The sequence below is a fragment of the Ruegeria sp. D3 genome, assembly GCF_056534465.1.
On sequence record NZ_JBQFPK010000002.1, the window covers coordinates 181990 to 201276 of the forward strand.

Here is a 19287-nt window from a genome sequence, read left to right on the forward strand (position 1 = left end):
TTTTCATTTCTGGCAGGTTTGTCCCCATGTCTTTGCCCCCCGGATTTCTTGACGAATTGCGTACGCGCCTCAGCCTGTCTCAGGTCGTGGGGCGAAAGGTCATGTGGGACCAGCGCAAGTCCAATCAGGGCAAGGGAGATATGTGGGCACCATGCCCGTTTCATCATGAAAAGACTGCCTCGTTCCATGTGGATGATCAAAAGGGGTTCTATTACTGCTTTGGCTGCCATGCCAAAGGGGATGCAATCAGTTTCGTGAAAGAGACCGAGAATGTCTCGTTCATCGAAGCGGTCGAGATTCTGGCGCGTGAGGCCGGGATGCCGATGCCGCAGCGCGATCCCAAGGCGCAGGAAAAGCAGGACCGCCGCGCGCAACTGGCCGAGGTGATGGAGCAGGCGGTGCAGTTCTTCCGCCTGCAGCTCAAGACCGGGGCAGGGAGTGCTGCGCGCGATTACCTGACCCGCCGGGGGTTGGACGCGCAGGCGCTGGACCGGTGGGAGATCGGCTTTGCCCCCGATGGCTGGCAGGCGCTGTGGGATCATCTGACCGGCAAGAATGTGGCCGAGGATCTGATCCTGGGGGCGGGTCTGGCGAAACCGTCGAACAAAGGCAAAAAGCCTTATGATACCTTCCGAAACCGGATCATGTACCCGATCCGTGACCCGCGTGGGCGGTGTATTGCCTTCGGAGGGCGGGCGATGGACCCTAATGATAATGCGAAATACCTGAACTCGCCCGAGACCGAATTGTTCGATAAGGGGCGCAGCCTCTACAACCACGGGCCCGCGCGGCAAGCGGCGGGGAAGGGGCAACCTCTGATCGTGGCCGAAGGCTATATGGATGTGATCGCACTGGCCGAGGCCGGGTTTGGCGCGTCTGTCGCGCCGCTGGGCACCGCGATTACCGAACATCAGCTGCAACTGCTCTGGCGCATATCCGATGAGCCGATCATTGCATTGGATGGCGACACGGCCGGTCTGCGCGCCGCGATGCGCGCGGTTGATCTGGCCCTACCGCTGCTTGAGGCAGGGAAATCCCTGCGGTTTGCCCTGATGCCGGAGGGCAAGGACCCCGACGATCTGCTGCGCGCCGAGGGGCCGGGGGCCGTGCAAGCCGTATTGGAAGGCGCGATGCCTATGGTCAAACTGCTGTGGCAGCGCGAGACCGAGGGTAAAGTTTTCGACAGTCCCGAGCGAAAGGCCGCATTGGACAAGGCGCTACGCGAGAAGATCAAGCTGATCCGCGACCCCTCGATCCGGTCGCATTACAGGCAGGAAATCAAAGACCTGCGCTGGCAGTTATTCCGCCCGCAGCGCCAACCGCAGAACCGTCAATGGCAACCGCGCGGCAAGTGGCAACCCCAGCCGACGGCGACGCCCGGCGCACGCGCGTCGTTCCTGGCCTCGTCCGAAGGCGCGGAAATCCAACTGCGTGAGGCGGCCATTCTGGCAATTTCAGCTCTGAACCCGCAGGTGGTTGTGCAATTCGAAATCCAGTTGGAAGAGATGGAGTGCCGTGACCCTGACCACGCCGCCCTGCGCCACGCCATCCTGCGCCATGCGATTGATGACCCCGAGAATCTGAAAGACCACATTGCTGAAACTTTGGGACCCGAAGCCCTTGAAAACCTGCTGGCCCTTCGCCATGTCGCAGTGATCCCTTGTGTGTATAAACCGGGCGATGTCGAAAAGGCCGAAATGACGCTGGCCGAGGAACTCGCAAAGATCAAAGCTCTCAGGGGGTTGGACGCAGAGATTGCCGAAGCGGAGGAGGAGCTGTCGGATCTGGCAGATGAGGCGTTGACATATCGGCTGGCTCAGGCGGCCGAAGAGCGCAACCGCACAAGCCGTAGCCAGAATGAAGACAGGGCGATTTTCGACGTGGCTGACAATGGCGCGCGAATCAATCGTGACGAGAAAGACGCGTTTGAGGCAATCATGTCCGGGATCAATTTTGAGCGGAAACGCCGGTAAACTGGTGTTTTCGTAAGGCACTGGAAAAGAAAAACGGGTAAACGGGTAGCCGAATCACTTCTACGCGCTAATGATTCGGTTCAATCGAATCACCCATCCCTGCAGGAGCATTGAATGGCCGCCAAAGACACGACCGAAGATCGCAAATCCGACGAGCAGGAACAGGAAATCTCGCTGGACATGAGCCAGGCCCAGGTCAAGAAGATGATCGCTGAGGCCCGCGAGAAAGGGTACATCACCTACGACCAGCTTAATCAGGTTCTGCCGCCGGATCAGGTCAGCTCGGAACAGATCGAAGACGTGATGTCGATGCTGTCCGAGATGGGCATCAACATCATCGAAGATGAAGAAGCCGAAGAAGAAGAGAACAAAGGCTCGACCGAACTGACCACGACAGAAAGCAACCGCGAGGTTGCGCTGGCCGGGGCGGGGACCGAAAAGCTGGATCGCACCGACGACCCTGTGCGCATGTACCTGCGCGAGATGGGCAGCGTCGAACTGCTGAGCCGCGAGGGCGAGATTGCCATCGCCAAGCGGATCGAGGCTGGTCGGAACACCATGATTGCCGGGCTGTGCGAAAGCCCGCTGACATTCCAGGCGATCACCATCTGGCATGACGAATTGCTGTCCGAAGACATTCTGCTGCGCGACGTCATTGATCTGGAGGCCACCTTTGGCAACCAGATGGACGAAGACGGCGATGTCGAGGAACCGGTAGTCGATACCTCCAACGTGCAGACCGCCAAGCCTGAGAAAGAGGATAAAGGCCCCGAGCTGGATGCTGACGGCAACCCGTTGAACAACGACGACGATGATGACGACGATGATCAGGCCAATATGTCTCTCGCCGCGATGGAAGCCGCGCTGAAGGATCAGGTTCTGACCACCCTGGAACGCATCTCGACCGACTTCTCGATGCTGTCGGAAATGCAGGACAGCCGGATTTCGGCCACACTGAACGAAGACGGCACCTTCAGCGAGCAGGACGAGGCAACATACCAAAAGTTGCGCGCCGAGATTGTTGAACTGGTGAATGGACTGCACCTGCATAACAACCGGATCGAAGCGCTGATCGACCAGCTTTACGGTATCAACCGCCGCGTGATGTCTCTGGACAGCTCAATGGTGAAGCTGGCGGATCAGGCACGCATCAACCGTCGGGAATTCATTGACGCCTATCGCGGGCGCGAGCTGGACCCGAACTGGTTGTCGGATATGGCGGAAAAGCCGGGCCGGGGCTGGCAGATGTTCATCGAACGCTCGACCGCAAAGGTCGAGGAACTGCGCAATGATATGGCTCAGGTCGGTCAGTATGTCGGCTTGGACATCCCCGAATTCCGCCGCATCGTGCAGCAGGTTCAGAAGGGCGAGAAAGAGGCGCGGCAGGCCAAGAAGGAAATGGTCGAAGCCAACCTGCGTCTGGTGATCTCGATCGCCAAAAAATACACGAACCGTGGCCTGCAATTCCTTGATCTTATTCAGGAAGGCAACATCGGCCTGATGAAAGCGGTGGACAAATTTGAATACCGCCGCGGCTACAAATTTTCGACCTATGCGACATGGTGGATTCGTCAGGCGATCACGCGAAGCATCGCGGATCAGGCGCGCACGATCCGTATTCCGGTCCATATGATCGAAACGATCAACAAGCTGGTGCGGACCGGCCGCCAGATGCTGCACGAAATCGGCCGCGAGCCCACGCCCGAGGAACTGGCCGAAAAGCTGCAGATGCCGCTGGAGAAGGTTCGCAAGGTGATGAAAATCGCCAAAGAGCCGATTTCTCTGGAAACGCCAATTGGCGACGAGGAAGACAGTCAGCTGGGCGATTTCATCGAGGACAAGAATGCCGTGCTGCCGCTGGACAGCGCCATTCAGGAAAACCTCAAGGAAACGACCACACGGGTTCTGGCCTCGCTCACCCCGCGTGAGGAACGGGTTCTGCGGATGCGGTTTGGCATCGGCATGAACACCGACCACACGCTGGAAGAGGTTGGCCAGCAGTTCAGCGTGACCCGCGAACGTATTCGCCAGATTGAGGCGAAGGCGCTAAGGAAGCTAAAACACCCAAGCCGGTCGCGCAAGTTGCGGTCATTCTTGGATCAATAGACAAATAGGCGCCTCATCTGAGGCGCTTATTTTTTTTGCGCGGGTGGTGAAAGTGGCGGGTCCAAAATTCAAATTGGCAGAAAGTCACAAGTGTCATCTGGCTTGGTCGCCTATTTCCGTTTTGTCCACTCATGGGACGGGCCGGGGAGAGGCGACGGTGCCGATGACCCCCGGTCTCAGGCCCCGGAAGTAAAATCCAGTCTGCTGCGGAATGTGCTGGGTGCCTGACCTGTCCAGCGTTTGAATGCTGTCGAGAACGCTGGTTGATCAGCGTAACCAAGTGAAAATGCGATCTCAGACAAGGGCATGCCGTTGGTGATAAATGTTTGCGCCAGATCACAACGAAGGTCATCGACAATCTCGCGATAACTGGTTCCTTCGTCTTTAAGACGACGTGCAAAGGTGCGCGCGCTGAGGCCAAGGTTGGCGGCAGCGTCATCCGCCTGAATGATCGCTCCGGGCAGAGAGCGGGTTATCAAGCCTTCAACCCGAGCACGTAGTTTTTGCTTGGGCTGTCGGTGTTCTGCGATGACTCGATCTCCGTATTCCAACAAATGCGCGCGCAGCTTGGGGTCATAAGTTGGGACAGGTAGATCAAGCGATGATAGTGCCAGCACGATTTCAATTCGTTCCGCCCCAAAGATGACTGGAAAACCCGCAAGCTTTTGGTACGCGGTCCGATTGCCTCCTGTTTCATGTTGAAAACGTATTTCCATTGGGAAGAAATCAATCTGAGTCAGGTTTCGCATTCGTGCCAGACCTGCAAATACTAAAAACTCTGTGCGTCTGTGGTATCGAGCAAAGCTGGCATCTTTCCATTCAGCCTCGATCGACGCGAAATTCCCTGCGACGCGCAAACTGAACATCAGAGCCGGGTCAATGATCCCGTGAAAACGCGACGTATTTTCTAGAACTTGTTTCAAATCTCGCGAGTATTTGCTGATGTATGCGGTAAGGCTTGAGGAAGATCGGTATTCTAACCCGGCCGCTGCGGCAAAAGTCGGGTCCTCAAGAATATCGCAGGCATATCTGGCAAAGAGGGCTTCTGCGTGGGCGCTACAAGTGCCCGCAGAAACCGTGATGTCATCGCGCTGTATGTTACATTTTTCCAATACTCGATCTGTGACAGCAGGATTCTGTGTCTTGTGATCAAGCATGCGCGTCAAAAGCTGAATACGTGAGATATCGACGTCCATGCTGTATCTTATCGCGATATCTGTTTGTTTGCACCCTTGCTGAGAGGTGTGGGACGCATCCGCCGTGACATAAATCCGTAAAACGTTGGCAAAAAGTCACAAGCGCTTTGGGCGGCAAACCCGTATTTCTGTCACGTTGCCGGGTCAGCGCCTTTTTGGGGATGGGGCCAGAGCCCAGACGATAATTCGAGCAGGCATACTGTGGCTCCCCGGCACGCCCATTCCTGCTGTTGCCTGTGTCGCATTGTGGCGTCGTGTTTGCGGTGTCACTTTGGTGGAAATTACGGCAAAGGCGATTTTAAGATGCACGACATTGCATTGGACGAATTGGTTAAGAGCCAAGATTTTATTGTGTTTGATGGCGAATGCGTGCTGTGCACCGGCTTTTTTCGTTTCATGCTGAAACGGGATAGCGCACAAAGGTTCAAGTTTGTAACTGCGCAATCCGAGTTGGGGCGAAATCTCTATTCAGATCTTAAATTACCGACACAGGATTTTGAAACGAACCTCGTCGTGTTGAACGGTCAAGTTTATCAACGGTTGGATGCATTTGCTGCAGCCATGCAGGCTCTGCCAGGGATGTGGCCCGTCGTGTCCCTGTGCAAATATCTGCCTGGGGGGGTTAAAGACCCGATATATCACGTTTTGGCGCGCAACAGATATGCCGTGTTTGGTCGGGCTTATACCTGCTTGGTTCCGGACAAAGATCTAATGTCGCGCTTTCTTCCCAAAGGGTACTAGATGCAACCTGATCCGTTTTGGCAGGCGTTGCCGGCGCAGTCAGTTTTGCCCGACGCCTTGCGGCACCTGCGCGGCCGTCAGGGAACCTATTCGGGTTTCTGCGATGTTGAGCGTGGCCGCGACCTGTTAGTGCGTATGGCTTTGTGGCTTGGAAGGTTCCCCACTGGTGGCCGCAATGTTCCAGTCTCTTTATCCGTAACAAAACGGGACAGGGCATGGATATGGGTCAGGAATTTCAACGGCCAGACGACCAGGTCGCGGATCGGCTATAGGTCAGGCTACGTACTCGAGCGGATGGGCCCATTGACCTTGTGGCTGAAACCCGTGCTTTTCGATGGGCAGTTGTCCATTCATCTTCACCGGTTACGCTTGTGGGGAATCCCGTGCCCAAAGCTCATAGTACCCAGGTCTAATACGTTTGAGTGGCGGGATGACGAAGGGCGCTTTCGGTTTGATGTGTCCGCTCGGATGCCTGTTTTGGGGTTGCTGATCCGATATCACGGATGGCTAACGGCTGATCACGCAAAACAGGACGTGGGCTGAATTGATCGTGAACCCGCTTTGCCGTTGGGCGGGTTATACTATTTCCAGTCTTACCTCGTAACAGGAAAGAGTATGATTATGAAACAGGTTATGACTTACGCTGCGCTTGCCGCAGTTGTTCTGACTACACCGCTTTCTGCCGCTGGCTTTGCGCGATTTGGGTTTCAGACGGTCTCGGTCAATGCCAACGTCTACGAAGTGATCCCGCGTGGGCGCAACGATGTTGATGGGTATTGGTGTGCCGCTGCCGATTATGCCCGCAGGACTTTGGGCGCAGGTTGGAAACAGCCGATCTATGTAGTGCGCGGTTATGGACCCAGCGAAGCAACTGGACGCCGGACTGCTGTGCAGTTTTCCGTCAGTCCTCCGCCTGGTGTTGATTTGAACGTCAAGTCAATCAACGTCGGCTTTGTTGCTGGTCAAAGCAGATCGGTTCAGAGTGCGAACGCACTGTGCTATCGTCGGCAAATCTTTGACGACTAAGCGAGAATGAGCACCTGTTGCAGACCGAGTTTATTATTTCGACACGCGGACCGGGGTTATATGAATTCACCCCGGACGTAGGTAACTGGCTAAACTCGGTCGAACGCGACGGGCTGCTGACGTTGTTTGTGCGCCATACGTCCTGTTCTCTGGTGATACAAGAGAACGCAGATCCCGAGGTGCAAACTGACCTGAGTGCTTTCTTTGAGAGGCTGGTTCCGCCCTCGGATCATCCAACGATGTCCTATTTACGGCACACTTATGAAGGCCCAGATGACATGCCAGCACACATAAAGGCTGCCTTGCTGCCGGTATCATTGACGATCCCAGTGGCAAGTGGCCGTCCAGCTCTGGGCACATGGCAAGGGATCTATTTGTTTGAACATCGTTCAGCGCCCCACCACCGAAAGGTCGCTGCGCATTTCGCGTGACCCCTTTATCTTGCGGTGAAAAATTCCGACTACCCAAATCCTAGCGGCTGCCCTATAGTTGTGGATAAGTAAGCCACAGCGCTTACAATTGGAGGCGGAATTAGGGACGAGGAGACGGCGGATGCGCTGCCCGTTTTGCGGAAATATTGACACTCAGGTGAAAGATTCACGCCCCGCAGAGGATCATGTCGCGATCCGCAGGCGCCGGTTCTGTCCTGCGTGTGGCGGACGTTTCACGACCTATGAACGGGTGCAGCTACGTGATCTGGTTGTGATCAAAACCAATGGCAAACGGGAAGATTTTGACCGCGACAAACTGGAACGGTCTATCCGTATCTCGATGCAGAAACGACCAATCGACCCCGAACGTATTGATCAGATGATCTCGGGGATTGTGCGCCGCCTTGAAAGCATGGGTGAGACCGATATCCCGTCGAACAAAATTGGCGAGATCGTCATGGAAGCGTTGGCGCGCATTGACACGGTTGCTTATGTGCGCTTTGCAAGCGTGTACAAGAATTTCCAGGCGGCCGATGATTTCGAGGAGTTTGTCCACGAACTGCGCCCGCCGCAGCCTTCGTCTGACGAGTGAACGACACAGATAAACGATACATGGCGTTGGCCCTGTCTTTGGGGCAACGCGGTCAAGGCACGTGTTGGCCAAACCCCTCGGTGGGATGTGTTATAGTGCGCGATGGTCGGATTATTGGGCGAGGTTGGACCCAACCCGGCGGACGACCGCATGCGGAAACCGTTGCGTTGGCACAGGCTGGTAAAACGGCCAAAGGCGCGACGGCCTATGTCTCGCTGGAGCCTTGCGCACATCATGGGAAAACCCCTCCTTGCACGGATGCGCTGATCGCAACGGGGGTTGCGCGCGTGGTTTCACCGGTCGAGGACAGTGATCCGCGTGTTGCAGGGCAGGGCTTCGCCAAATTGCGCGAAGCCGGAATCGAAGTCACGACAGGTGTTTTGGCCGCGCACGCCGAACGTGACCACGCAGGGTTTTTCTTGCGGATGGAGCAGGGGCGACCATTCATAACCCTTAAGTTGGCGAACAGTTTCGATGGCCGGATCGCGACGGCCAGTGGTCATAGCCAGTGGATCACCGGTCCGCAGGCGCGGCGAGAAGTCCATGCGATGCGCGCGCGTCACGACGCGGTTATGGTCGGCGCAGGTACTGCGCGGGCCGATGACCCTTCACTGACCGTCCGTGATCTTGGTGTGGCGCAGCAACCTGTCCGTATCGTTGTCTCGCGCCATCTTGATATCCCATTGATGAGCCAACTCGCCCGATCCGCTAAGCAAATCCCGGTTTGGCTGTGCCACGGCCATGCCCCCGATGCCGAGCGGGCTCGGGCATGGGAGGGGCTAGGGGCCACATTGATCCCTTGCGCATTGCAAGATCACCAGATTGATGCTGCGGATATGTTGCAACAACTGGGGCAGGCGGGGCTGACACGTGTTTTCTGCGAAGGCGGCTCGGCGTTGGCGGCGTCTTTGTTGGCGCAGGATCTGGTTGACGAACTGGTCGGATTTAGCGCGGGTCTGACCATCGGTGCAGAAGGTTTGCCAGGGATCGGAGCATTGGGACTGGAGACGCTGGAAGCAGCCCCCCGGTTTGAATTGATGGAAACGCGCGCTGTTGGCCCCGACGTCATGCATCGCTGGCGGCGGTCACTGCGCTAGCGTCGCCATAGATGAGCATGTGTCGCAAAGGCGCCCTGCAGCTTAGATAGCAATCGTAACATCGGCGGACCTTTGATTCCTTCACGGTCGGTCAGGCGCTGCAGCGCGACCTCGACTGGGCAGGGGTTGCCTGTGATCGGGTCCAGATACCGCGGGTAGTCGATCAACGCGGCATGGACCAAACCCAACACCGTGGGATGTGCGCCACGCCGAGCCGGGACGGTGCCGAGGTCCTGCGTCAACCCCCAACCCGCATAGAAGGGGGCACCGACAGTGGTCACAGGCAGGTTGCGGATCAGCGCCTCGAACCCCAGTAAAGACGTCATTGTCCAGACTTCATTGACCTGCGGCAATAGCTGGGCCGGATCCGTATCGCGTATGGTGACATCAGCGAGGCCGTCGGCATCTATCGCACCGTCTCGTAGACTGGCCTCGACATCTGGGTGGGGCTTATAGATCAAAACAGCGTCCGGGTTCTTGTCCCGTACCATCTGTAACAGTTCAAGGTTGGTACGGATCGTTCCGGTCCCTAACAGGATCGAGGCGTCGTCCTCTACTTGTCCGGGTACAAGAATGCGATGCCCCTTGGGCAAGTCCGGTACTTGGCCGCCGATATTGTATTTGCTGATCTGCCCCGAGGTGATTTTCTCAACCAGCCTGTCTGCGCGCAGTTCCTGATCCGGGCGCAGAATTTCCCGTTGGGCGATAAGCTGTTCAAGCCGACTAGATCGCGTCGGGTCGTAATATATACCCAGATCATCGGTGACCAGCGAAACGGGTGGAACCAAGGCAGCGCCCAAACCACGGGACCGCAGGAAACCATCCTCGATCCTAACAACACTCTCTTGCCCTTCGGCTCGGCTGGCCCAAACCATATGTGGTTTTTCGGAAGACGGAGGAGGGCTTTTGGTAAAGCGAATTTTGGTCTCGCGCCCGAACATCCTTTGAAGATGACCACGTTTCCACAAACGCATCCCCGAGGCGGTCCAGCCTGCGTGATCCTGACGCCATGCGCGTGTCTGCGCCTCTAACGTATCCAGAACCATTTCCAATTCGCAAAGTTGATCCCGATAGGGGTCATACCAAGTAGGATAAAGGATCATGGCGGCCGCAAAAAGCTGGGCTGGCGTCAGGCTGCGCTGACGGCGGGGCAGGTATTCTTCGTCCTGCGTTAGGCCCCAGCCCGCATAGAAGGGTTGACCAAAGACGCGGGGCTTGTGGCCTGCCAAAATGGCCTCGAACCCAAATTGCGAAGACAGGGTGTAGACGCCCACTGCACCTTCAAGCAAGTCCCACGGGCTGATCGAGTCTTCAAACAAGGCGACACGACCTGATTGGTCCAGATCAGAGAAATACCCACTGCGATGGCCACTAATGGATTCGGGGTGGGTTTTGATCAACACGCGCGCGCCTGGGTGCTCTTCTTGCGCCATGACCAACATTTCGCGGAACCGGGCCGCGTCGCCTTTGCTGGCAGTAACCGATGCATCGTCTTGGGCCTGATCGACAACCAACACATACCCCGGCGCCGGCAGAGACTTAGTGACTTCAAACCCCGAATACTTGCTGAGATGCAGTTCCTTCATCCGCGCAATCGCACCGCGCGCCCGGTTCAGCAGGGCCGTATCATCCAAAGGGTGCGTCGCCAGCAAAGTCTCAAGATCGGATGGGCGCGTAGGATCGAAGTGTAGACCGGACCGGTCCAGCAATAGGCCTAGCGGCGGTTCGCCATCCCGACCAGGGTGCAAAGATCGCAGAAAAGCATCTTCGACACGCAAGACAGGGGATTTGTGTTTTTCTGCGATATTCAAGCCGCGGTGGGCGGTTGGACTGTTGCCCCATATGGCAACGGTGTCTCCGTCTTTGGGTAGACCCAGCCGAATGTCGTAGCCCGCAAGCTTGAGAATGCGACGAATACGGCGATTGGTCAGGAAACCGCCATTGTAGACACGCAGGCGGGTACGCTGTTCCTCGGCCATCGCCGCAGCCGACATCACCCGCCTGTCAGGGTCGTGACGTTGGCCAGCGGTGTAAGCCCGCCCGCGATCAGCGATATCGACTTGCTCCACTGCGCATAGGGCGCTTCGGTGACGTAGATCGTGTCGTCGTCGCGGATGACGAAATCACGAGCTACGAACAGGCCGTTTGGTGCAGTAAGGTTAAGCAGGTAAATCACCCGCTGTTCGCCCTGTAAGTCCGAGCGTCCCATGACCGAACGGGCAATGTCCTGTCGTTCGTTCCGCAGCACGAAGATACCGGTAGGGTCCGAGGACAGGGACTGTAGCCCTCCGACTTGGGCCAAAGCTTCGAGTGCAGTCAAATCTTGACTGTCGAACGCAACACGTGACTGTCCGGTAGCCCCTAGGGCGACGTAAGACCGACTGTCGGCCTCGACCAATATGCGGTCACCGGCGCGCAGTGCGATATCCAGCTTAGGATTGGTGAACAGGTCATTGTACCAGACCGTTCCCCGTTGATTGCCCCGAATAACGGTAACAAGCGCGATGTCAGACCCGACTGAAACGCCTCCGGCTTGGGACAGCATGCCAGCCAGAGTGCGGGTCGGACTTTCGATAGGATATATACCTGGCGAGCCAATCTCGCCGTTCAGCGTAACGGTTGAACCGTTTCCGGCTGTCCGCCGGACCTCGACCTGTGGATCTGGTGTTTGGTCTTGCAGTTTGCTTGTGATCAGTTGGCGCAGCTGTTCGGGGGTATTCCCAGAAGCCCTGACACGACCGGCATAAGGAACAAAGATAAACCCTTCACTGTCCACTTGAATTTGATCCAGCGTCGTCGCGCCGCCGATATCTGAAGAAAGCAGCCCGTCATCGACGTTCTCCCAGACCGACAGGCTCAGAGAGTCACCGGGGCGCACTGTATCGGCGGCCAGGTTTGGCGCGCTGAGGAAAGACTGCGAAAACCCGAATTGGGGAACAGCGGACGTGACCTCGGTGATACGATCATCCACTTCGACTATGAACGCATTGCCACCATTCTGAACTGAGCCAGCCAAAATTTCATTCTTGCTTGGGCCAGATTTGGGAAGCTGACACCCGGCCAAAAAGCCAAAAACGGCAACAAGGAAAAATCCCCGTGCCCATTGGAGCGGAAAGCACTGCACTGCCGAATATCCTCAGTCTTCTTTTGTTTGTCTTAAGTTAGCTTGTCATTGCGTTGACTTCCAGCATCAAGCCGTTTGTTTCCTTCAACGATCTTCAACTGTGGCGTCTGCGCCGCGTTACCCGACAGCAGTGTCTCATAGGGGTCGCATTGGGCAAGCAACATATCCGTTACACGCCGCAGCAACTGCCGCCGACCGCGTCTGGAGTAAAACCCTCCGGGCACCTGACAGGTTTTAAGCAGGAACTGGCGATAAGCCTGATACGCGGCCGTGTCAGGAGGGTTGGGGTTGCCAAAAAACTGGGCAAATGTCTGTCCCGAGATGAACTCGGGCTTGTTGTAGACGGACCGCCCGAAACTGCGCAGCGGAATTCCGCGCCACAAAACTTGCTGTCCGGCGGTCGAGTTGATGGTGACAGCGGAATTCGCCTCGTTCAACAGCCGCGCAAGCTTTCCACCCGGCACATAGTGGACACGGTCGCCGACACAATGGGTGTTGGCGATTTGACGGGTTCTGCGGTTCAGGGGTTCTCGGTGGTTTTCAAGCGGATGTTCTTTGATGACAAGCTGGTGGTGACGCGGTGCCCCATCAGCAAAGCCCTTGATGGCCTGTTCCAGAAATTCTGACATGTTGGAATAGTCGGAATGCGATTGAACCGAGCTGTCATGCCCCAATTGCAGCAGCACAAGATGATATGGCATACCGCTGCTGCGAGCGCGAAACGTCGCCCAGCGTCGTTGCAAGCGGTGAAAGGGCATCAGCATAAGCCGTTTGAAATATAGCTTAAATTCCTTGGAAACTGGCAGCTCTCTGTGCCGCTGGAAGTTGCGATACCTCTGATTGAGGAACAACAAAAACCAATGATATAGCGCACCATAAAAGATGTGCTGCCGCATGTCGCCCCAATGCGAAGGCGGCGGGGGATCCTGAGTGTCCGAGCGTTCGAGGGCTTGTTCCATCTGCGGGATCGTAAGCGACATCAGGCGAGAGTTCCCGTTCGATCCCATGCGTTCATAAGTGACCCACCACGGACGCAGATAACCTTCTTCGAACACATGCACGGTTATGTTTCGTTCGCTGGCAATCTTGATTGCTTGGGCATGTATTGGGCGTGCGTCGCCGTATAAGACGAGGTCGGTCACACCAAGCGTCTCAGTCAGCCCGCGGAAACTTTCAGGCCATTGCTCAGGACGGTCGGTAAAGGGAATATAGCTTGCACGGTCGAACCAGAACGCGCGGTCACCGGCATTGAAGCCCACACGCCGAACCTCGGCACCTGTTTTGCGCAGCACGCGTGCGAGTGCATTGAAAAACGGTCCGTGCGGTCCCTGTAGAAACAGGAAAACACGGCGCTCAGAGCCTTTTGTGAGTGGTGGCATTGGTGCTGCTCTTGCTCGTTGGTGAGAAATTTATGCCTTTTTGTGCTGCGTCCGGCAAGGCGGGCCTTGCCCGGAACCGCCGATGCGCTTACCTCGACAAGTAGACTGGGTGGAATATTAGGAACCGAAGGGTAAAGGAAATGTTCACAGGTATCGTCACCGATGTTGGCACCATTGCCGAACTTGACCAACAGGGCGACCTGCGGGCGCGGATCAAGACTGCCTATAAGACATCCGGCATCGATATAGGTGCCTCAATCGCAAGCGATGGGGTGTGCCTGACCGTCATCGCCTTGGGGGACGACTGGTATGATGTTCAGATCAGTGCCGAGACGGTATCCAAGACGAACCTGTCCAACTGGTCGGTCGGTAAACATGTCAATCTGGAACGCGCCCTTAAAGTCGGGGATGAGTTGGGCGGTCATATCGTGTCTGGGCACGTGGACGGAGTCGCCGAGGTCGTTGCTATCGAGGATGAAGGCGACAGTACCCGTGTGACCTTGCGCGCGCCCAAGGACCTTGCGCGCTTTATCGCACCCAAGGGTTCGGTTGCGCTGAACGGGACGTCTCTGACCGTCAACGATGTGGACGGCAGTGACTTTGGTATCAACTTCATTCCTCATACCAAAGAGGTGACGACATGGGGCGATGTTGCGATTGGAGACAAAGTCAACCTCGAGATCGACACCCTGGCCCGCTACGTTGCCCGCCTGGCCGAAATGTCCTGAGTTAAACGCCGCGTTCTGACCGGTTCGGGACGTTTGCAGACTGGCCTTTGCGCGCGGGGTGGTCTATCCACCCGTGCAAACATGCTCTGCGAAAGGCTGCCCAATGAGCTTTGAAACCCCCGGACCCGTCGAAGCGCAACTGCGCGACGCGATCAGCCCGATTGAAGAGATCATCGAAGAGGCGCGCAAAGGCCGGATGTATATTCTGGTCGACCACGAAGACCGCGAGAATGAAGGCGATCTGGTCATCGCCGCCGAGTTTGCGGATGCCGAGGCGATCAACTTCATGGCCACCCATGGGCGCGGCCTGATCTGCCTGCCGATGACCGCGGAAAGGGTGGATGCGCTGGGCCTGCCGATGATGGCGGTGAACAATTCCTCGCGTCATGAAACCGCGTTCACCGTGTCGATCGAGGCACGCGAAGGTGTGTCGACCGGGATTTCCGCCGCTGACCGGGCCCTGACTGTTGCGACGGCCATCAATGAACAAAACACGATGGCGGCCATTGCCACCCCGGGCCATGTCTTCCCCTTACGCGCTAAGCGGGGCGGGGTGCTGGTGCGCGCGGGCCATACCGAAGCTGCGGTTGATATCTCGCGCTTGGCCGGGCTGAACCCTTCGGGCGTGATCTGCGAGATCATGAAGCCCGACGGCACAATGGCGCGTCTGCCCGATCTGGTGGAATTCGCACAAACCCATGACATGAAAATCGGTACGATCAGCGACCTGATCACCTATCGATCCCGCAATGACAATCTGGTGGTCGAGACTTCTCGTGAAACCGTCAATTCGGAATATGGTGGCGAATGGGAGATGCGGCTGTTCACTGACCAGCTTCATGGCATCGAACATGTGGTCATGATCAAAGGCGACATCACCACGCCCGAACCCGTTCTGACCCGCACCCATGCTTTGCACGAAGCGCCGGATATCTTGGGCCTCGGGCCTAAATCTTCGCGCGAACTGCCGCGTGCGATGGAGAAGATCGCCGAAGAGGGGCGCGGCGTCGTCTGTCTGTTCCGCCAACCGCGCAACTCGCTTTATGCGGTCGAGGATGAAGGCCCTCGGACCATCAAACAAACAGGACTGGGGTCTCAGATCCTGTCCAAATTGGGCATTCACGAGCTGGTGCTGCTGACCGACTCGCCCGAAACCGTATATCTGGGGCTCGACGCGTTTGGCCTGTCCATCGTCGGCACCCGTTCCATCCTCAAGGAAGACTGATCGTGGCTGAACAAGACAAACACGGCGTCCTGCCGACCCCGACATTCGACAACCCGGTGAAACTGCTGCTGGTGGTGGCCCCGTTCTATCGTGCCATTGCCGACAACATGGTCGCTGGCGCCAAGGCCGAGATCGAGGCGGCGGGCGGCACTTGTGACGTGGTCGAGGTTCCCGGCGCGTTGGAGATTCCGACCGCCATCGCCATGGCTGACCGGCAGTGCAACTATGATGGCTATGTCGCGCTGGGCTGCGTTATTCGCGGCGAGACCACGCATTATGAAACGGTGTGCAACGATTCCAGTCGCGCCATTCAGTTGATGGGCCTACAGGGCCTGCTGATTGGTAACGGCATCCTGACCGTCGAGAACGACGAACAGGCCGAGGTTCGCGCCAATCCAGAAAAGATGAATAAAGGGGGCGGGGCAGCCGCTGCGGCCTTGCATCTGATCGCGCTCAGCCGTAAGTGGGGCTCTTCCAAAAAGGGCGTGGGCTTCAAGCCGCCGTCCGAGTCCATCCTTGTGGCGGGCGACAGCAACGGATCCACGACAGCATGACCCAGACAGACGCGCCGAAACCGGCCAACCAGAAACGCCTGATGAAATCCGCCGCCCGGCTTTACGCCGTGCAGGCGCTGTTCCAGATGGAGCAGTCAGGCCAGACGACCGAAGCAGTCGTGACCGAGTTTCTGGATCACCGGTTTGGTGCCGTTTATGAGGGGGAAGAGATGCTGGACGGCGATATCCGCCTGTTCCGCAAACTGGTCGAGGACGCCGTAAACTATCAGGCCCCGATCGACCAGATGACAGACCGCGCTTTGGTGGCCAAATGGCCCATCGGGCGCATCGACCCGACCCTGCGCGCTGCGTTCCGCGCCGCAGGCGCCGAACTGACCCAAAGCGACACGCCGCCCAAGGTGGTCATCACCGAATTCGTCGACGTGGCCCGCGCCTTCTTCCCAGAAGGAAAAGAGCCGAAATTCGTGAACGCTGTACTGGACCATATGGCGCGCGAAGCCCAGCCCGAGGCGTTCTGACGCCTTTACTAGGTGCTCTGGCAGACTAAGCTTCTTGCAGAACAAGGAGTGCCGCTATGCCCAAGCTCATTCGTCTTTATATCACTCAGGTTATCTGGGGCTTCGTAATCTCAGCCGTGTTTGTCGGCGTGCTGTTGGCGGTGAACGTGGCCAATCTGCGCGGGCTGATCTGGGGTTCGGACGTTGGGCTGGTGGCACTCGTCATGATCTGGTTCATGAACGGCATCGTTTTTGCAGGTGTCCAGTTCGCCTACAAGATCATGAGCATGGCGGAAAGGCCCGGTGGTCCGCGCCGTGGATCACCCGTCGTTAATGTGTTCAAACCTGTGCTGGCCAAGCAAGGCTCACGCGCAGAGCGCTGATAATTTTAGAAAAATGTGGCGGGACCACCAGTCAACCGTGCGGTGTGATTCCCGAGGACCTGTATGTACAGGTGGGCGCCAGGTAATCAGGCCAGGACCTGAACAGAGCCAGCCCCCTCGGAATTGCTTAAGGCCACCAGAATGCTACCAGTCACAAGAAGGGCAGAACCCGCCAAGCGCTTAGTTAGGGCGTCTGACGGACTGGCACAAGGGGTTAAGCGTCAACAGTTTCGTGCAGAGCTTTGCGCATCTTGCCGAAATGTTCGTCCCAACCGTTGTCCAGGGCCAGGATTAGGCCGAAAGCCTCTGCGCCTTGTGGCAGGCCTTCGTGCTCCAATGACAATCGCGTGCCGCCGTCTACGGGTTCTAACGTCCATTTGACCACGCTGACAGCGTCCCCCATCGGTTTCACCGTGAAGGTATATTCAAGATACTGCGGTTTGCGCGCCTCACGCACCTCTCCCCAGATCAATAGATCGCCACTTGTGGTCCCGAACATCTCAAGTCTTTGTCCTGCTGCCAGTGGGCGTTCGGGCTTGTGAAACCATTCGGCAAGATGTTCCGGTTCGGTCAGATAGGCCCAGACGGTGTCCGGTTCGGCGCGCAGGAAGATGGTCTTTTGCAAAACTGCTTTGGTCATGTCTCTTTCCTCTCAATGGCTTCTTTCAAGGTGCTAAGGCGCTCGTCCCAGAACTGATCAAAGAAGCTCAACCAATCCAGAACAGGGGCCATTCCCTTGGGTTCAAGACGGTTGATGCGTTCTCTCCCCCGAGCTTCGACCTGGATGAGGCCTCCGTCCGACAACACGGTCAGGTGTTTCTTGACGGCCGCTCGGGTCATGTCGAAGCAATCTGTCAGTTGCGCGATTGTCATATCCTGCGATGCAAGCATCTGAACGATGTCCCGGCGCGTGGGGTCCGCAAGCGCGCGAAACGCGTTTTGGATTTGGTCAGGCATCCGTTTCCTCATATTCGATACCATTTGGTTTCATATTTATTCAATACCATATGGTATCATGTCAACGGTAATCTCACCCTTGCAATTTGTTCACGAATTGTTCACATTTTCCCAATGACATTGGATCTACAACCCGGCCAGAAGCTAGCACGCGGCGTGGCGCGTCATCTCAGCGCGCACGGTTTTGTTTCTGTTGAGGAATTCGTGCCGGCGCGCGGGTTGCGTGTGGACGTTATGGGGTTGGGCCCCAAGGGTGAATTGTGGGTAGTGGAATGCAAATCCAGCCGAGCCGATTACCAATCGGATTCCAAGTGGCAGGGCTATTTGGAGTGGTGTGATCGGTTTTTCTGGGCCGTGGATACAGATTTTCCGACCGATCTGTTGCCGCCCGAGACGGGGCTAATTATCGCCGATGCCTACGATGCTGAAATAATTCGAATGGCACCCGAGGTTAAACTGGCACCAGCACGTCGCAAAAAGATGATCCAGAAATTCGCCACAGATGCGGCCCGGAGACTACACGCGTTGCGCGATCCAAGGCTATGATACTTCAGCCTTTAACAGCCAGAGCAGCCTGAGCAGCAGCACGGATTTCTTCCGCAATCTCTTCGGCTTCGTCCGGTTCAAAATCCATCGGAATCTCGACGCCATCCGCCTCAATGAACAGGCGTACCATACCTCGATCGGTTGGGCCGATTTGCAGATTTGCCTGAATGTCACGTTCGGTGTTGATGCTCATTTGCGCCTCCGGGGATGAGGGTCTGTGCTAGCGCGCAAAGACTTGAGAATCAAGACAGAGATGCGCTCAGATACAGTATGAACGATGTAGAAATCAGACTCTTTCGCGCGTCAGATGTGCCTTGGTTGGTAGAGCAGCACGCAATCCTATACGAGCGCGATGAAGGGTTCGATAAAAGCTTTGCCCGGTTGGTGCACAAGATACTTGACGAGTTCGTGGCCAGTCATGATCCCAAATGCGAACGCGGTTGGGTGGCCGAGCAGGCAGGTGATCGCCTTGGGAGTATTTTTTGTGTCCGGCTAGATGAGGACACAGCGAAACTGCGGCTTTTTTTCCTGGTGCCAGAGGCGAGGGGGAAGGGGCTTGGCAAACGCTTGTTGCGCACCTGTATGAACCACGCGCGTGCTGTTGGTTTCACGAAGATGTCACTATGGACCCATGAAAGCCATAGGGCGGCTTGCGCGCTTTACAAAGCTGAAGGGTGGCATTTGACGGACAGCAAACCGGTGCATTCCTTTGGGGTCGATCTTGTCGAACAAAGCTGGAAAATTCGGCTTTAATCCTCTTGCATTCCCCCG

Annotated in this window: 22 protein-coding genes; 15 read left to right on the top strand and 7 right to left on the bottom strand. The window is 56.7% G+C overall.

Translation table 11 applies throughout. From position 1 onward, the window contains the following. Positions 1-26 precede the first annotated feature (26 nt). Both dnaG and rpoD read left to right on the top strand, forming a co-directional pair. Positions 27-1973, top strand: a complete 1947-nt coding sequence (gene dnaG / locus ACR0DX_RS03295; RefSeq protein ID WP_480845151.1) for a DNA primase — start codon at positions 27-29, stop codon at positions 1971-1973. A 114-nt stretch (positions 1974-2087) separates the two neighbouring features. Next, complete coding sequence (gene rpoD / locus ACR0DX_RS03300; RefSeq protein WP_170352737.1) at positions 2088-4079, top strand: RNA polymerase sigma factor RpoD; 1992 nt, start codon at positions 2088-2090, stop codon at positions 4077-4079. A gap of 176 nt (positions 4080-4255) precedes the next feature. On the opposite strand, the gene ACR0DX_RS03305 is transcribed toward rpoD, so the two are convergent. Next, positions 4256-5275, bottom strand: a complete 1020-nt coding sequence (locus ACR0DX_RS03305) for an AraC family transcriptional regulator (RefSeq protein ID WP_480845154.1) — start codon at positions 5273-5275, stop codon at positions 4256-4258. Positions 5276-5578: 303 nt separating this feature from the next. Here ACR0DX_RS03305 and ACR0DX_RS03310 point away from each other — a divergent pair, with 303 nt between their 5' ends. The 6 genes from ACR0DX_RS03310 to ribD all read left to right on the top strand — a co-directional run bounded on the left by ACR0DX_RS03310 (position 5579) and on the right by ribD (position 9162). Further along, the gene (locus ACR0DX_RS03310; RefSeq protein ID WP_170352739.1) at positions 5579-6016 is read left to right on the top strand and encodes a DCC1-like thiol-disulfide oxidoreductase family protein; all 438 of its coding nucleotides are present in this window, start codon (positions 5579-5581) and stop codon (positions 6014-6016) included. Beyond that, entirely contained in the window at positions 6017-6559 is a 543-nt protein-coding gene (locus ACR0DX_RS03315; RefSeq protein ID WP_170352740.1) for a DUF4166 domain-containing protein, read from the top strand. A gap of 78 nt (positions 6560-6637) precedes the next feature. Beyond that, positions 6638-7042 (top strand): hypothetical protein, encoded by a 405-nt coding sequence (locus ACR0DX_RS03320; RefSeq protein WP_170352741.1) that lies wholly within the window; start codon positions 6638-6640, stop codon positions 7040-7042. Between the two features lie 17 nt (positions 7043-7059). After that, positions 7060-7473: a secondary thiamine-phosphate synthase enzyme YjbQ gene (locus tag ACR0DX_RS03325; protein WP_170352742.1), complete on the top strand. Its 414-nt coding sequence runs from the start codon at positions 7060-7062 to the stop codon at positions 7471-7473. A gap of 121 nt (positions 7474-7594) precedes the next feature. After that, positions 7595-8065, top strand: coding sequence for a transcriptional regulator NrdR (gene nrdR / locus ACR0DX_RS03330; protein ID WP_170352743.1), 471 nt, complete (start codon positions 7595-7597; stop codon positions 8063-8065). After that, positions 8062-9162 (top strand): bifunctional diaminohydroxyphosphoribosylaminopyrimidine deaminase/5-amino-6-(5-phosphoribosylamino)uracil reductase RibD, encoded by a 1101-nt coding sequence (ribD, locus tag ACR0DX_RS03335; RefSeq protein ID WP_480845157.1) that lies wholly within the window; start codon positions 8062-8064, stop codon positions 9160-9162. The genes nrdR and ribD overlap by 4 nt, the downstream gene beginning before the upstream one ends. Here ribD and ACR0DX_RS03340 read toward each other — a convergent pair. Genes ACR0DX_RS03340 through ACR0DX_RS03350 form a run of 3 tightly spaced genes read right to left on the bottom strand, consistent with a single transcriptional unit; the run spans position 9159 to position 13665 of the window. Next, positions 9159-11156, bottom strand: coding sequence for a capsular polysaccharide biosynthesis protein (locus ACR0DX_RS03340; protein ID WP_170353141.1), 1998 nt, complete (start codon positions 11154-11156; stop codon positions 9159-9161). The two genes, ribD and ACR0DX_RS03340, sit on opposite strands and share 4 nt — an antisense overlap. Beyond that, positions 11156-12286, bottom strand: coding sequence for a polysaccharide biosynthesis/export family protein (locus ACR0DX_RS03345; RefSeq protein WP_170352744.1), 1131 nt, complete (start codon positions 12284-12286; stop codon positions 11156-11158). Before ACR0DX_RS03345 ends, ACR0DX_RS03340 begins: the two co-directional genes overlap by 1 nt. A 32-nt stretch (positions 12287-12318) precedes the next feature. Further along, positions 12319-13665, bottom strand: coding sequence for a capsule biosynthesis protein (locus ACR0DX_RS03350; RefSeq protein ID WP_170352745.1), 1347 nt, complete (start codon positions 13663-13665; stop codon positions 12319-12321). Positions 13666-13805: 140 nt separating this feature from the next. On the opposite strand from ACR0DX_RS03350, the gene ACR0DX_RS03355 reads away from it, so the two are divergent. The 5 genes from ACR0DX_RS03355 to ACR0DX_RS03375 all read left to right on the top strand — a co-directional run bounded on the left by ACR0DX_RS03355 (position 13806) and on the right by ACR0DX_RS03375 (position 17013). Further along, positions 13806-14393: a riboflavin synthase gene (locus ACR0DX_RS03355; protein WP_170352746.1), complete on the top strand. Its 588-nt coding sequence runs from the start codon at positions 13806-13808 to the stop codon at positions 14391-14393. Between the two features lie 103 nt (positions 14394-14496). Beyond that, entirely contained in the window at positions 14497-15618 is a 1122-nt protein-coding gene (gene ribB, locus ACR0DX_RS03360; RefSeq protein WP_170352747.1) for a 3,4-dihydroxy-2-butanone-4-phosphate synthase, read from the top strand. Between the two features lie 2 nt (positions 15619-15620). Next, positions 15621-16172, top strand: a complete 552-nt coding sequence (locus ACR0DX_RS03365) for a 6,7-dimethyl-8-ribityllumazine synthase (protein ID WP_170352748.1) — start codon at positions 15621-15623, stop codon at positions 16170-16172. Then, the gene (gene nusB / locus ACR0DX_RS03370; protein ID WP_170352749.1) at positions 16169-16651 is read left to right on the top strand and encodes a transcription antitermination factor NusB; all 483 of its coding nucleotides are present in this window, start codon (positions 16169-16171) and stop codon (positions 16649-16651) included. Before ACR0DX_RS03365 ends, nusB begins: the two co-directional genes overlap by 4 nt. A gap of 56 nt (positions 16652-16707) precedes the next feature. Continuing rightward, positions 16708-17013, top strand: a complete 306-nt coding sequence (locus tag ACR0DX_RS03375; RefSeq protein WP_170352750.1) for a hypothetical protein — start codon at positions 16708-16710, stop codon at positions 17011-17013. A gap of 214 nt (positions 17014-17227) precedes the next feature. On the opposite strand, the gene ACR0DX_RS03380 is transcribed toward ACR0DX_RS03375, so the two are convergent. Together ACR0DX_RS03380 and ACR0DX_RS03385 are read right to left on the bottom strand one after the other, a co-directional pair. Next, on the bottom strand, positions 17228-17653 hold the full coding sequence (locus ACR0DX_RS03380; protein ID WP_170352751.1) for an SRPBCC family protein: 426 nt from the start codon (positions 17651-17653) through the stop codon (positions 17228-17230). Then, entirely contained in the window at positions 17650-17970 is a 321-nt protein-coding gene (locus ACR0DX_RS03385) for a metalloregulator ArsR/SmtB family transcription factor (RefSeq protein ID WP_170352752.1), read from the bottom strand. The genes ACR0DX_RS03380 and ACR0DX_RS03385 overlap by 4 nt, the downstream gene beginning before the upstream one ends. Before the next feature lie 114 nt (positions 17971-18084). On the opposite strand from ACR0DX_RS03385, the gene ACR0DX_RS03390 reads away from it, so the two are divergent. Next, positions 18085-18516: an MmcB family DNA repair protein gene (locus ACR0DX_RS03390; RefSeq protein ID WP_170352753.1), complete on the top strand. Its 432-nt coding sequence runs from the start codon at positions 18085-18087 to the stop codon at positions 18514-18516. Positions 18517-18520: 4 nt separating this feature from the next. Here the strand turns inward: ACR0DX_RS03390 and ACR0DX_RS03395 are convergent, their stop codons facing one another. Next, a complete protein-coding gene (locus ACR0DX_RS03395) occupies positions 18521-18709 on the bottom strand; it encodes a DUF6324 family protein (RefSeq protein ID WP_170352754.1) in 189 nt (62 codons plus the stop codon). Positions 18710-18786: 77 nt separating this feature from the next. On the opposite strand from ACR0DX_RS03395, the gene ACR0DX_RS03400 reads away from it, so the two are divergent. Then, complete coding sequence (locus ACR0DX_RS03400) at positions 18787-19269, top strand: GNAT family N-acetyltransferase (protein WP_170352755.1); 483 nt, start codon at positions 18787-18789, stop codon at positions 19267-19269. The last annotated feature ends 18 nt before the right edge of the window (positions 19270-19287 follow it).